The sequence below is a fragment of the Rosettibacter sp. KY25 genome (assembly GCF_057554405.1).
The window spans coordinates 118,213-132,581 of record NZ_BAAJAO010000005.1 but is presented as its reverse complement, the minus strand read 5'-3'; the positions used below and the strand labels follow the sequence as shown (position 1 = coordinate 132,581).

The following is a 14,369-nucleotide window of genomic DNA, read 5'->3' as shown; positions in this document are numbered from 1 at the left end:
TTTTTATATTAATGTTCTTGATGATATGCCATGCCAATAAACAAAGATGATAGCATTGTAAAAATATATGCTTGAATAAGTGCTACAAGAATTTCCAACAAGTAAATAAATAAAGCAAATGAAATTGAAACAGGAACAACAAAATATGTTCTAAGAATAAATATTAAACCAAGTAAAGCTAAAATCACTATGTGACCTGCAGTCATATTTGCAAAAAGACGAATAGCTAAAGCAAACGGTTTTGTAAATAATCCAAGTATTTCAACAACAAACATTATTGGAACAAGCCAGAATGGAATTCCATGAGGCACCAATCCTTTGAAATATCCAAAAAATCCATTCTTCATTATTCCGCCAATTTGAATTACAAAAAATGAAATTGTAGCCAATGTAGCTGTAACAGCAATATTACTTGTTGATGTTGCTGCGTAAGGCACTAATCCTAAAAAATTACATGTCAGAATAAAGAAAAAGACAGTTAATAAGTAAGGTAAAAATTTTTCATAACCGTGACCAATGGTTGGCTTTGCAATTTCATCTCGCACAAAAACTATAAGAACTTCTACAAAATTTGTTATTCCTTTTGGGACTAATGACTTTTTATACGAATTGGATACCTTAATAAATGTAACAATCAAAATAATAGCAGCAATCCACATGAATACAACATGTTTAGTAATGGATAAATCCAATCCAAAAAGATGAATTTCGGGAAGGTGAATTACTCCAAATGGTGTCAAATCAAGTTCTTTGGAATCAAGTATATGATGCATTATCCAGCCTGTATCCTGAGAGCCAGACTTTGCAGCATTTAACGAATCCTGTGCTACATTATTAAACCACATATTCACTTTATAGAGTTTTTAGCAGTTTTTTCTAATCGTACTATATTTATTTCGAATATAAGTAACAAAATATACCATATTAAGAGAGCAAATATAAACTCATATTTGTCAACTTTCAAGAATTTTAATGTAATAAAAATTAAGGCAAGCATAAGTAAAATCCTTAAAACCATACCTCCTAAATTAATCTCAATAAACTTTTTATTTTCTTTTTTAATTGATTTATTAAATAAAAACAAAAAAATAATGTAATTAATAATCGAAATTATACATGCAAAAATTAATGATTTAACCTGAGATTTTGATAAGATTTCAAAATAGGATAAAAGAATTATTATCGCATTAACAAAAATTATAATTCCGGCAGAAAGTTTAATTTGTTTTATCAAGTTTATTTTTCTTGTTTAAGTTCAACACAGTTTTAATAAAATTATAAACAGCTGCAAAGCAGCCAATGAAAGAAAAAATTATCATTAAGATGGGACTTGTATTAAATACTTCATCGAGCCATCTCCCCAAAAAGAACATTAATATTATTGTTGCGGCAAGCTGGGTGCCTAATCCAAGATAAGGACTAATGTTCCTGTAAGTTTCAGAAAATTTTCCTGGATATTTTCCTAATTCAGCCATTTTCTTTTTGAACTGAAGATTGAGCACCATTCATTGAACTGTGCCCTTCAAAAATAGCTCCTTCTTCTATTATTAATGTTTTTGTTATTAAATCACCTTTAATTACAGACTTTGGTTCTAATTTCAATTTTTCTGAAGCAATTATTTTACCTTCAACTTTTCCATTAGTAGTTACATTACGAGCTTTTATTTCTCCAAAAATTTCAGATGAATCTCCTATAGTTAAATTTCCATTAATTGTGAGGTTGCCAATTACAATTCCATCAATTCTAACATTTCCTTCGCTGCTTAAATTCCCTTCTATTTTTACACCGCTGCTGATTATACTTACTTCTTCTTCATGAGAATCTTTTTTTGATGCCATAGCTCCTCCTATTTTATTATTAATTTTTCTGGATTAACAGGTTTGCCCATATGCCATATTTCAAAATGAAGATGAGGACCAGTACTTTTTTTGCCAGAATTTCCACTTAAAGCTATTAATTCTCCTTGTCTAACAAAGTCCTGCGGCTTTTTCAAAAGCGATGAACAATGTTTATACATTGTAACATAACCATAATCATGCTGAATAATTATTGTATATCCATAATCAACAGTATAATCAGCAAAGATTACTAATCCTCCTGCAGAAGCATAAACTGGAGAACCAATTTTAAGTCCATAATCAACACCAAGATGACCAAGCTCTGGATTAAATTCTTTTGTTAAAATTCCAGTTGCAGGGGCAAGAAAAATTAGTGAGTCTGAATTTATTTTTTCATTGTTTAATTTCGTAAATAAATCTTTAATTGCAAGGAAAAGATTTCCACCAAGATTAATTTTCTTTGTAATTTTTTTTCTTAGTGTATCATAAATTGATTTTGATGTATCAGAAGAATCTCTGTGAGCAAGTTTTAGTGTGTATTTTATTTTTTCATTAGTTGAAGAAATATCTTCAAGCTCGTTAGTTAATATTCTTACTTTTTCTTGAAGTTCATTTATTTTTTTTCTTTGGGCTATTAATTCTTGATTATCAAGAACAAAAAGAAAATCTTTTAACGGTGTTACTGAAAGAATAAAAATTAATACAAGCCAAGAAATCAAAGTATAAATTAAGATATAACCAATGCTTCTAAAAAAACTGAATTTATAAGTCTTTGTACTCGAATCAGGAATGTTTGGTGTAATAACTACAAATATTTTCTTAATCGTATCTAAGTTGAAAAATTTCATTTTTCATCCGTGATTGTGCATCAAATATATGAATTTATACGCTTTTTTTCTTGGCACTCAGGAGATTATTAACTTTTTCAATTACCATATCTGGAGTTAGCAAATAACCACAATCAAATGTATTAATTGGACATTTTTTATGTCCATGAATACCGCAGGGCTTACATTTTAATCCATCATAAGAAATAAAATCACTTATTGAGCTATAAGGATAAAATCCAAATTCAGGGACAGTTGAACAATAAATTGTTAAAACAGGAATTTGTGCTGCCATCGCCATGTGTGTTGGAGCGCTGTCGTTGCAAATCAGCAAAGAACATTTCTTCAATAATGTTATTGTTTCAATTATGCTGAGTTTGCCTGCAAGCGATAAAGTATTTTCTGCAAACTTATTATTTAATCTTTCACAAAGTATTTTATCTTCTTTCCCACCAATAAAAATTATATAATAATTTCGATATATAAGATAATCAACAATTAATTTGTAATATTCTTCTGGATAAATTTTTGTATTCCATACTGAACCCGGAGCAACCGCAATAATTTTTTTATCAATTGATTGAATCAGATTTTCAATTTTGTTTTCAATTTCATCAGTAAACTTTATTGTTGGAAATATTCTCCAATTACTATTTGAGGTATCAAACTTTATTAAATTGAGATTTCTTTCAACTTCGTGTTTGTTTTTTTCATAATGTATTTTGTATTTATAAATAAAACTAAGTGATGCATTATCAAAGCCATAAGTCTCTTTACATTTTGAAAACCAAACTATTATTGAGGACCTAAATGATCGATGAGGTGAAAATATTCTTGAATAATTTTCAGCTCTTACTTTTCTAATCATCATTAAGAAATCACTAAAAGATTTTTGTTTATCTTTCTTATCATAAACGATTACATTATCAACTGCTGGAGAACTCAAAAAAATTTCTTTTGTTGAAGGGATACACAAAACATCTATCAAGCTTTCAGAATATTTTTCTTTCAGTTTTTGAATCATTGGTAAAGTAAGAATTGCATCACCAGGAAAGGCAGTCTGGATAACTAAAATTTTATCTTTGTGATTTAGTATTTCCATAACTTATGCATCCAGAAATACTGCTCAGGATTTTCTCTTACATATTTTTCAAGAAATGAAATATAACGCTGAGTTAATTCAATAGATTTTTTTTCATTATCCTCTGGAAGTTCCTTAAAATTTAGTTCTTCAACATAAGCTTTATACTTATAATCCGGCTGTCTTACTATTACAACAAGCAAAACATTACAGTTTGTTTTAAGTGCTATGGAAGCTGTTCCTGTAAAAAGAGCAGTTTGACGATTAAAAAACTGAAATCTTTTACCTTCATAAGGACCTCTCTGGTCGCCTGCAATCAAAACTACTTCTCCTGCTTTTAGTGCTTTAATAATTTCTTTTACAGAAATTCCTACTTCAATAACATTTGTATTACCAATGCTTCTTGTATTTCTTAGCCATCGGGTTATGTATTCATTTCTTTGAGGTTTTACAAGCACATGATATTTTGCATCAATGTAAGAAACAATTGACGATACTAAAATTTCCCAGTTGCCAAAATGACCTGTTAAAAGAATTAATCCTTTGCCGTTTGAAATTTTATTTCGAATTAAATCCAGATTATCAAACCAAACTTGAGATTTAATTTCACTTAACTTCAATGAAGGCAAAAGCATTAATTCACAAAATGTAATAGAAATACTCTGATAATTCTTCTTTGCAATGCTTTTAATTTCTTTTAGAGATTTTTCTGGAAAAGCACTTTTAAGATTGCTTATTACAGTTTTTTTTCTAATTGGAATAAAATAGTAAAAGAATGTACCAATATGTCTTGCAAGCTTACGGGATTTATTCAGTCCTAATGCTAAAAGAATCTTATTAAAAAAACGAAAGAGAAAATATTCGATTTTATTCTTATCGAGCATAATTATTGAGTTGTTAATCTTCTCTGCCAATTATCATCTCTAACTTCCCCTCTCTTTGTAGAATGAAGAAGTTCGTAATTTCCAAATCCTGTTACATCACCAAAAATAAAAGTAACGCCGCCTTCAATTTGATTATAGAACCAAATTTCGTATGGTTTCATATTTGATTCACTTGGATAGAAATCTCTTTGATCTGGTTCGCCATATATTAAATAAACTCTTCCTCTATCTGTTAAATAACCTTCTTTAGTATAAATTCCAAAATTTCTGTTTGCATATTCAACTCTTTTCATATAATCTTCTTTAAATTCATTAATAGGAGTTGATGGGTCTGGGTCTCTTTTTTTCCAGAAGTTATATAAAAATTCTCTTTTGGCATTTAATGAATCAATACTTTTATATTGTTCAATTTCTCTTTGTGTAGCAATATATTTTATCTCTGAAAACATTTTATCACATTCTGCATTATCATAAACGGCAAATTCACTTCCTAATACTCCCTTTGCTAAATTTCCTGTAGAAGCTGTATCAATATATTTTGTGTTGTAATAATAAAATCTTTTTGTAGAAATGTAAGCTTGATTTGTTTTATTATCTACCAAACTTAGAACAAGGTTATAAGAATCCGTTGGCATTTTTGATAAGTTTATTGTTCCAATCTCAACAAAAGCATTTTGGTTTTGTTTAACTGTTTTTGTTTGTTCATAAACTTTCTTTCCAATACTATTAAAAAGAACTTTATGTAGTCTGAAATCATTGTTGGGGTCATCAAGTTTAAGATTATAAAGTTCAGCATAATAAAACAGAACTGGCATTCTATCTACATAAATCATTGAAGGATTTGGAATAACTTCGAGCGTATTTTTATAAAAAATTGATTTTGGGTCTGCTCCATCTTTTTTAATGTTTGATGCAATTTGAATATCACTGATTGAATATTTATCATCCTTGAATGGATTAATTACTACTTTTTCTCTTATAACTTTGTTAAAATCAGGATTGCTGCTGTCATAAGCTTTAACAAGCAATGAATAATTTCCTTTTGGGACAACAAATCCCAGAACACCAGTATAAGTTCTATCTTTTTCTTCAGCATTTTCATTTACTGGATGTGTAATTTTCCAATCTTTGAATATAAAAAAAGTATCAGCATCTTCATTTTTCATCTCAATATGAACAATAGCTTCTTTCAAAGTGCCGGAATCAGATTTTTTAATTTTCATGTTGCTGGTATTTAAATCATAATAAAATTCCATGTAAACAGAAGTTGTATCGTATTTGAATCGTGCGTAATCAAATTCAAAACCTAATTCTGCTTGAGCTTTAATGATAGTTGATAAAGCAATCACAAAAACTAATACTGAAATAGTTCTCATTAATTCATCTCCTATGTTCAAACAAATTTTTGGTAACATATTTAATGATTTGAAAAAACATAATCAACAGCCTAAAAATGTCACAATTGTAAAAAAGTTTTAGGAATTTGACTTTAAGATTTATCAGTATTGGTTCATAATTTTTCGCAGAGTTAATTTGATTAATCTGTTATTCTCTGTGTCCTATTATTTTCCACATATTGATAAAAAAATTTCTTTAAAAAAAAGAAGCCCTCTTTATAGAGGGCTTCGTAAATCTTGATAAAAATATTACAAACCTAACGAAATTGTAAATACATGATTTGCTTCAAAATACTTAGCTTGGCGATATGCATAATCTAATTTTACACCTACACCGCCTAAGTTATAGTTAATACCAAAACCAGCAGTCAATCCAAATACATTGCTGTCGCTGTCAAGTTCTGGCATAAACATATAACCGCCGCGGATGAAGAATGTATTGTTGTAGCCATATTCAGCACCAAATCTATATTCATCACCATAGAAATTGCTGTTCTGGAATACACCATTAATCATTAATGCATTTGATTCACTGAACTGGAAATTATATCCCAAGCCAAGTTCAAGCGTTGAAGGCAATTCAAATGATGCAGCATCGATCTTGTAATATTGAGTTGGTCTTGCTAAGTCAGTTGAAATTGCTTTTACATTAAGACCGCTACCGTCATATTTCATTTGAGGTCCAATGTTTTTCAATACAACTGCAAAGCTTAAACCATCAACATTAGCAAGATTTTTGTAAGCAATACCCATATTAAATGCAATACCAGTAGAAGATACAAGCTCAATTCTTTCAGAAATAATATTTGCAGTAACACCAACAGAAATTCGATCACTCAACATTCTGGAATAAGTCATTCCAACAGTAATGAATGATGGTCTGAAAGTTTGGCCTGTACCATCAGGATTAACAACCGTTGTAACAGGGATATCACCAATACCAATTGATTTAATTGTAAAACCTAAAGCGCCAAATCCTTCGATGTTAGTAGAAACTGCACCATAATCAACGCTGATATCTGCAATGTAATTCATATGAGAAAACATAACATTTGTATTGAATTCACCACGAACAAGGTTAGCCGGGTTCCAATACAAAGCTTCGACGCCGGTAGCACCAACAAGTGTAGCTCCAGCCATCGATATACCGCGAGCACCAACTGGTACCAATAATTCAGTAGCACCTGCAGTACCATTACGGCTGCCACCGCCTGCAAATAAACTGCTTACGGTAAGTAATAGTGCAATTGCAATTAAATTTATTTTTTTCATTTTTCAGTCTCCTTCAATTTTTTAGAATCTATCAAGAACTTGTTGTTCTTGAATGATAGCTACTTTAAGAATCTTTGTTTTTCCCAAATCTGGCATATCAACATGAACGATATAGATACCGCTTGCAACAGGTAAATCACTTTCGTTGTTGAGATCCCATCTCTGGAATTGTTCAGGAGAATCTTTTCTTATTGTTCTTACAAGCTGACCTGCTAAGTTAAATATTCTGATAGTTGCTTTTTGCGGTAAATGTGTGAATGTAACAAATCGTTGATATTTATTTATTTCTTGAGGATTAACACCATAATATGGATTTGGGAAAACATTGATTTGTTCAACATCTTCTTTAGCAAGATCAGTACTTACAGTAACTGAAGGAGCTGTGAATTCAAATACATCAGAACCTGGCTGATTTGGTTTAGTAGTAATTATCTTAAAGACTGTACCTTCTTCTGGCATTGGGCTGTTGACATTATTAGGCCAGTTTGCAGCTGATACACTTCCACCATTCCAATTAACAAGTACCATGCGGCGGATTGCATCTCCACTCATAATTGTTGGATCCAGATACTGATGATTTGCATCGCCATCTGTCTGTATTTTATTTACTATTGCATTATAACCACTTTCACCAGGTGTCTTATCTTTTGGAATTACCCAATAGAACCAATCTGTTTCAGGGTCATTATCTCCACCAGAAATAGGATGGTCTACACCCGACAAATCAAATACACCATTTTCATTTTCATCGAGTATGTATGGGAAGTAACGAACATCATCGCTTGCATCTGGTTTTGTTCCAACATTCCATAGCTGGAATGGAACATCAACTAATTTACCATGACCACCATAATCACTTCCAGGATATAAGAATGCTTTACCTGGTTTAAATCTAATTTCAAAATCATTTGGAATTATTCTTGGCCAGCGAGCTCCACCTTGAGTAACTCTTGATACAAAGAATTCATAACTGAATGATGCATCATCTATATTGCCTGTATGAATTCCCCACAGACCACCACGAACCTGTTGTCTTGCAGTTGGTCTATCACCAGTTGATGGATGTGGAAATCCACTATTGTTAAATGCAAATGCACCATATTCTGGTGGATTAAGTGGACCATTCGCATTAGCAGTTACTAAGAAATCTTTAAAGTCGTTTGGAGCACCAGCAACTTTAATTAACATACCATCAACCATTGGAGAAAGGTCATCTGCATTTTGATTGGTTTGGCCTGTTAATAGTGTTTTGGAAGCAGTAAGGTCTTTAAGTATCCATCCATCTTCAGCAAAGCTTACTTCGTATTTATGACCAGTTACTTTGGTTGGGTCAACAACATAAGCTGTAACCTTACCATCACTGAAACCTGATTTATGTGTTGCAACTATTTCTTTACCTAATGATGCTTCATACCTTACACCAGGTTTAGGTGTTTGAGGTGTAACTTCTATTACTTCAAGAGGATTTTCAAGAACTTTTGGAACTGCATTAGGGTCTGGATTATATGCATATGCAGTTACAGCAAAATAATATTTGCTGCCGTTATTCAAAGGTAATCCGCCCTTAAATGCATCTGTCTTAATACTAATATAACGTTTAATTCCTGAATCTGTACCAAATTTAACAACCTTGCTTTGAACAACTCCTGCTGTTGCATCAAATTCCAAGTCACTAATCTTAAGAACTCCATCGACTTTATCAAAAGTTGCAATTAGTTTTGCTTCGCTTGCTTGGGCAGTTCTTGAAGGCAGTTGATATACACAATAACCTTCAAATTCAAAGCCACCCTGTGAATAAGATTCTGTAGCATTAACTTTTGCAGGGTCACTTCCCCATGAGAGGATAACTTCTTTGTCCATTTCAGCAACTGAAACAACAGGAGCTGGCGGCGCTTTTGGAACATTAAAGAAGTTATCGTAAGCTAATTGTGCTTGTAAGTCATAGAATTTTAATAACTGAATAGCTCCAAGTCTATCTACACCTGGAATTGCACCAGCAGCTATTTCAGCAACTACAACTTCCTGGGTATCACCATAAGCCATTTCAAATGGACCTGAAGCCATACCTATTCTTCTATCACCTGGTGGATGCAGCATACCATCAAGCCAACCTGTTCCTGTTATTGGGTCGCCAGCTAAACAGAATTTTGTTGGTTGACCTGTTGTAGGATCAACAAATGGGTCTCCACTTGTAGAAATTCTTCCTCTAAATAAATTATACCACTGAAGTGTGCCAGTTTCATATACACCCTGAACTGGGTCACGGTATACTGGATCACCATTTATAAAGAAATAGAATGCAGTCATTGGAAGATTTTTCTTCCCTTGAACATATTTTCCTTTATAGATTGCTTTATCATGAGCATCGCCAGGTATGATTGGTCCTTGGAAGAAGTCAAAACCAACTGCTGGAGGCGGAAGTGGATTGTATACAGCATCTGTAGCATTTGCATTGTAGCAATAGCCCAAACTTAGTGTTGTATCGCAGCCTGCAAAATCATCACCTGCATCACCGTCATCAATGTCACTCCACATTGAAACATACATTTCAGTAAACGGCTTTTGTTCTGGATTTTTGTTAATAATTATAAATTTTCTGAATATCATATTACCTAAAGCACCAGTAGATTTATAAGCCCAAACTGTGACTTGTTCTTCAATGCCCATTGGTAAAGAACCATACATATAGTCTGTTTGAGCAGGGTCTAAATCATTACATACAAACCATACAGTTTGGTCTGCCCCAGGAACACCTGGAATATCAATAGCAGGTTCATATTTACCGTTGCCATTAACATCTTCAAATGGGGCACCTTGATCAGCTGGCCATTCATTCCAGTCTTTTTCATATTGTGCTCGAATAGCCTCAATTGTTGGTCCATCACCATCAGCTAATTCAGCATTTAAATCACCATCTTTATAATCTCTTCTTACTCTGTAAATTCTAACATCAGGGTCTTTTGGATCTGCAGGTTTACCATTTGGTAAAATCCTACCTGGAACAGTTCCTTGACGATAAACAGAGCCACCAACTCTAAACTGACCATCAACTCTTCCACCCCAGAGAAATCCTGATTGGAAAACTGCAGTTTTATTACTTCCTTTTGGAAATACAAAACCTGAGTTTCCATTTTGATTTATGTCAGTTTCACCATCATTTTTAATCCATGTAGAAATATTATTAATGTTAATTTTGGTATAAACTGGCTCACCAAGACTCTTATTAAGTCTGGCGGATTTATTTCCACCACCTTTAGCAAGAGCCATTGTAGTAAACGCTATTAGGATTAGCGCTAAACTTAAATATCTGAATAACTTTATTTTCATTTTTTACTCCTGTTATTTTTTCAAAACTATAATTAGTATTCCAATCTAACACCAAGTCTTATCTGACGAGGTGGTCCATATAACAAATTAGTAGCAGCATTAGGAACACCACCATAACCTTGTTGATAATCAATATTAATTGCTCTATAGAGATTAATATACTGGTCGCCGTATGTTGAAATTAACTGTTGTGATAATTCTGGATTGTAAATTACACCATCATCGTCAGGTGACCCGGTTCTTAGGAATACATTTCGAACATTCTTTCTGTCGAATAAGTTGATTACATATACATAAACATTCATTGATAATCTATCGAAGAGTCTGAATGTTTTATCGATACGTAAATCAACTTGGAATTCTGCAGGAGTAGTAGATGAATTTAATGCTTCAAGTGGCTGTCTGAAACGTGCATCAGTTTCTGCATTAAGAGCGCCAAAACCTCTTGTGTATGGATGACCGCTATTAAACATAGCAAGCATTGATACACCAAAATCATGTAAAATAGCAGGACCATCATTTGGACCAAATCGATAATCAATATTTACATTTCCTCTTAATGCCTGATTGAACTGAAGTGGACTAATGTATTTTGGAACAAATATAGTAACTCCATCAAGAGGAGCACCAACAACACCACTATTTGAATATGGATTTGAACCAGTTCCTCTTGCATCTTGGAATGACAATGAAGCATTAACAGCTAATCTTTCATATCTTCTCATATTAAGTGTAATTTCAACACCTTTTGTAGTTGCATAATCGCCATTAGCTAAAATGTTATAATTTTGGAATGCTGATGTTCTAACAACTGGTTGATTTACAAATTGTACCTGATCTTTTATGTCTTTATAATAACCAGTAATGTCTAATGACATAAAATCAGTCAACTGTTGAGTAAATCCTAATTCATATTGAGTTGTTCTTGTTGGTCTAATATCTGAACCAGCTGGTCTTGAAATAAAGTATCCACCTTTAATTTCCCATGCTAATTCATAATAACCAAGATAAGCTGTATTTAAAGCAGGCTGTTGAACAAATTTACCAAATTGTGCATGGAATACAGTTTTATCAGTTACAGGGAATGAAAATCCTAAACGAGGACTAATAGCACTAAATGTTGGTACTTTTTTCCAGCCAGCTTCGTATAATTCACCAGTTTGAGGATTAATTGCAAGGTCAGGTTTTGTTGGGTCAACAAATGTAAGATTGTCAATATCAATGTAATCAAATCTTAAGCCTGCATTGATTACAAGGTCTTCATATTCAATTTTATCTTGAATATAAGCAGCTGCAAAAACTGGTTTATGAGGAGCATCAAAGAAACCTTCATCAGTTTCATTACCAAAAACATCATAACCATAATTATTAACACCTCTTGTTAAAATGAATTGGCGTTTAGCAGCATTTATTTCAGCTTCAGTTGCATTTGGATGAGCAACAAGCCAGTTGTGCAAAGAAGCAGCTAAACTTGTTTGAGAACGCAAACCCCAGTTTCTCAAAATATATTGTTGATATTCACCACCAAGTTTGAATGAATGATGTTTACCAAGTAGGAATGAAAGAGAACCATTTAATGTTAATCCTTTTCTATCATTTTTGCCATATCCTGTAGGAATTGAACCATTTCTATTAAACGTGAATCCCATAATACTTGCCTGAGTTGGGCTGACATATCTGCCATATACACCATTTGCAATATCAGCTGCAGTTCTTGGAATTGTCCAGCCAACTTCAGCATTGGCTACGCTGTCTCCATAAACCCAGTAGTTAGAACCAAGTCCTGGAGTATAAGTTTCGCTGTTTGCGAAGTAATAGCCAGCAGACAATTCATAAAACATTGAACCGCTAAGAACATGAGTTACTTTAAGGTTGAATGCACCGTTAGTCTGTTCGTTTCTTCCTCTGCGTGTTTGTAATATATTAAAAATTGGAGCCCCTGATACAACATCAGAATTATATGTTGTATAAGTTCCAGATAATCTTACAAGGACAGGTTTTAAGTCAAAATTCAGTGTTCCTGTATAAGTGAAGTATTGTTCCTGAACACCTTTTTGTGGACCAGCAGGATAAACAAAATTAATTGTATCATGTGTTATGTTATCTGTAAGTATACCCAAATTTACACCTGGATTAGGCTGTGGATTTGGGTCTCTGTTATAAACATAATTTACATTTGCAAAGAATTTTACTCTGTTATCGAACAGAGGACCACTTAATACAGCACTTTGTTCATTATAACCCCACCAGTATGCACCGAGACGTTTCTTTCCATCAAAAGCATCATCTTTGCTCTTGAATGTTATGTTATCTGTGATATACTCATAACTTGCTTTCAGCTGAGTTCCACCAGATTTAAATGATTGACGAATAATACCAGCATTAGCTCCACCAAATTCAGCTGTATAACCACCAGCTTGAACTTGAATTTCTTCGAGAGCATCTTGTGAAATTGTTACACCTCTATTACCAGTAATTGGGTTTTTAATTGAAACGCCTTCGAGGTAGTAACCTACTTCGTCAAAACGACCGCCACGAATAAAGATATTTCCATTTTGTAAAACAACACCTGCAGTTAAACTTACGATGTTATTTACACCACGAACAGGTAATGCCTGTATATCTTCGCTTGTTGTAATTCGAACTGCATTAGTGTTGTCTTTTTGGATGAGAGGCTTTTGTGCAACTATTTCAACTGTTCCTACTTGAATTTCTTCGCTTGGAAGCTGGAAATCAAGTGAGGTTGTTAAGTCAGCATTTACTCTCACATTTGAAATTGTTATTGATTGATATCCCAGATAAGAAGCACGAACCGTATAAACACCTGGGTCAAGGTTTTGAAGGACATATTCGCCATTTGCATCCGATGCTGCACCTGTTGTGGTGCCAAGTACAATTATGTTAGCACCAATCAAGGGTTCACCGGTTTGCAAATCGACTACCTTCCCTTTAATTCTACCCTTTGTTCCCGCAGAAATTAATGCAGGAAAAAGAGCAAGCAATAGCAAAAAGTAAAAAATTCTTCGATGCATACTTTACTCCTTAGCTTGTTATTTTAATTAAGAAAGGGTTATTGAAAGGATAAAATTTGTAAATAAAAAACAATAATTACCTCCTATCTTTGTGAGATATTGTAATTAGTTATTTTAGAATTATTGTGTTTAGCTAATTCTAAACTTTCGAAGGACAATCGATTAAATTCACTCCCCAAAAAAATATTGCCCATTTTATTTGCCGCTCAATCTGCCAATTTAGTTTGTGTTTATTTTTATCAACAACAGTATAGTTCAAAATCTTTTGTTTTTCAATAAAAAAATAATACCACTTATTGGTTTTGTCAAGTATAAAAAAAATAAAAAATTACTTTTTTCTTTCATTTAACTTGTTTTTAACCTATTATAAAATTTTCTGTATCTTTTCTGTAAATACACTTTTAGGAACAGCACCTATAATCTGGTCGACTACTTTTCCATCTTTAATAAATAATACAGTTGGAATACTTCTTACACCATATCTAATTGCAATATTTTGATTTTCATCAACATCAAGTTTTCCAACTTTAATTTTTCCTTCATATTCATCTGCTAATTCTTCAATTATTGGTGCAATCATTCTACAAGGGCCACACCATGCTGCCCAGAAATCAACAATTACTGGTATATTTGATTGAAGTGCTTCCTGATCAAAATTGCTGTCTGTAAATGTAAATGGTTTCATGATATAATTTTACTCCTTTCTATTT

12 protein-coding genes are annotated in these 14,369 nt (G+C 32.6%); all 12 read right to left on the bottom strand.

The window, feature by feature from the left end:
• Window positions 1-8 precede the first annotated feature (8 nt).
• Window positions 9-845 carry a F0F1 ATP synthase subunit A gene (atpB, locus tag AC27L2_RS04960; protein ID WP_487210584.1) on the bottom strand — a complete coding sequence of 279 codons (837 nt, stop codon included), beginning with the start codon at window positions 843-845 and terminating at the stop codon, window positions 9-11.
• Window positions 846-847: 2 nt separating this feature from the next.
• Window positions 848-1,234: an ATP synthase subunit I gene (locus AC27L2_RS04955; protein ID WP_487210583.1), complete on the bottom strand. Its 387-nt coding sequence runs from the start codon at window positions 1,232-1,234 to the stop codon at window positions 848-850.
• On the bottom strand, window positions 1,218-1,475 hold the full coding sequence (locus AC27L2_RS04950) for an AtpZ/AtpI family protein (RefSeq protein WP_487210582.1): 258 nt from the start codon (window positions 1,473-1,475) through the stop codon (window positions 1,218-1,220). Before AC27L2_RS04950 ends, AC27L2_RS04955 begins: the two co-directional genes overlap by 17 nt.
• A complete protein-coding gene (locus AC27L2_RS04945) occupies window positions 1,468-1,839 on the bottom strand; it encodes a bactofilin family protein (protein WP_487210581.1) in 372 nt (123 codons plus the stop codon). The genes AC27L2_RS04950 and AC27L2_RS04945 overlap by 8 nt, the downstream gene beginning before the upstream one ends.
• Window positions 1,840-1,847: 8 nt before the next feature.
• The gene (locus AC27L2_RS04940; RefSeq protein ID WP_487210580.1) at window positions 1,848-2,687 is read right to left on the bottom strand and encodes a M23 family metallopeptidase; all 840 of its coding nucleotides are present in this window, start codon (window positions 2,685-2,687) and stop codon (window positions 1,848-1,850) included.
• A gap of 34 nt (window positions 2,688-2,721) precedes the next feature.
• Complete coding sequence (locus AC27L2_RS04935; RefSeq protein ID WP_487210579.1) at window positions 2,722-3,768, bottom strand: glycosyltransferase family 9 protein; 1,047 nt, start codon at window positions 3,766-3,768, stop codon at window positions 2,722-2,724.
• Window positions 3,756-4,661 (bottom strand): lysophospholipid acyltransferase family protein, encoded by a 906-nt coding sequence (locus AC27L2_RS04930; protein ID WP_487210578.1) that lies wholly within the window; start codon window positions 4,659-4,661, stop codon window positions 3,756-3,758. The genes AC27L2_RS04935 and AC27L2_RS04930 overlap by 13 nt, the downstream gene beginning before the upstream one ends.
• Window positions 4,634-6,007 (bottom strand): GWxTD domain-containing protein, encoded by a 1,374-nt coding sequence (locus AC27L2_RS04925; protein ID WP_487210577.1) that lies wholly within the window; start codon window positions 6,005-6,007, stop codon window positions 4,634-4,636. Before AC27L2_RS04925 ends, AC27L2_RS04930 begins: the two co-directional genes overlap by 28 nt.
• 270 nt (window positions 6,008-6,277) lie before the next feature.
• Entirely contained in the window at window positions 6,278-7,300 is a 1,023-nt protein-coding gene (locus AC27L2_RS04920; RefSeq protein ID WP_487210576.1) for a PorV/PorQ family protein, read from the bottom strand.
• A 21-nt stretch (window positions 7,301-7,321) separates the two neighbouring features.
• A complete protein-coding gene (locus tag AC27L2_RS04915) occupies window positions 7,322-10,627 on the bottom strand; it encodes a T9SS type A sorting domain-containing protein (protein ID WP_487210575.1) in 3,306 nt (1,101 codons plus the stop codon).
• A 32-nt stretch (window positions 10,628-10,659) separates the two neighbouring features.
• Entirely contained in the window at window positions 10,660-13,659 is a 3,000-nt protein-coding gene (locus AC27L2_RS04910) for a TonB-dependent receptor (protein WP_487210574.1), read from the bottom strand.
• A 364-nt stretch (window positions 13,660-14,023) separates the two neighbouring features.
• Window positions 14,024-14,344: a thioredoxin gene (trxA, locus tag AC27L2_RS04905; RefSeq protein ID WP_487210573.1), complete on the bottom strand. Its 321-nt coding sequence runs from the start codon at window positions 14,342-14,344 to the stop codon at window positions 14,024-14,026.
• Window positions 14,345-14,369: the final 25 nt, after the last annotated feature.

Coding starts and splice junctions, on each gene's coding strand:
- atpB (WP_487210584.1), bottom strand. CDS start 845: ATGTGGTTTAATAATGTAGCACAGGATTCGTTAAATGCTGCAAAGTCT.
- AC27L2_RS04945 (WP_487210581.1), bottom strand. CDS start 1,839: ATGGCATCAAAAAAAGATTCTCATGAAGAAGAAGTAAGTATAATCAGC.
- trxA (WP_487210573.1), bottom strand. CDS start 14,344: ATGAAACCATTTACATTTACAGACAGCAATTTTGATCAGGAAGCACTT.
- AC27L2_RS04940 (WP_487210580.1), bottom strand. CDS start 2,687: ATGAAATTTTTCAACTTAGATACGATTAAGAAAATATTTGTAGTTATT.
- AC27L2_RS04925 (WP_487210577.1), bottom strand. CDS start 6,007: ATGAGAACTATTTCAGTATTAGTTTTTGTGATTGCTTTATCAACTATC.
- AC27L2_RS04920 (WP_487210576.1), bottom strand. CDS start 7,300: ATGAAAAAAATAAATTTAATTGCAATTGCACTATTACTTACCGTAAGC.
- AC27L2_RS04950 (WP_487210582.1), bottom strand. CDS start 1,475: ATGGCTGAATTAGGAAAATATCCAGGAAAATTTTCTGAAACTTACAGG.
- AC27L2_RS04915 (WP_487210575.1), bottom strand. CDS start 10,627: ATGAAAATAAAGTTATTCAGATATTTAAGTTTAGCGCTAATCCTAATA.
- AC27L2_RS04910 (WP_487210574.1), bottom strand. CDS start 13,659: ATGCATCGAAGAATTTTTTACTTTTTGCTATTGCTTGCTCTTTTTCCT.
- AC27L2_RS04935 (WP_487210579.1), bottom strand. CDS start 3,768: ATGGAAATACTAAATCACAAAGATAAAATTTTAGTTATCCAGACTGCC.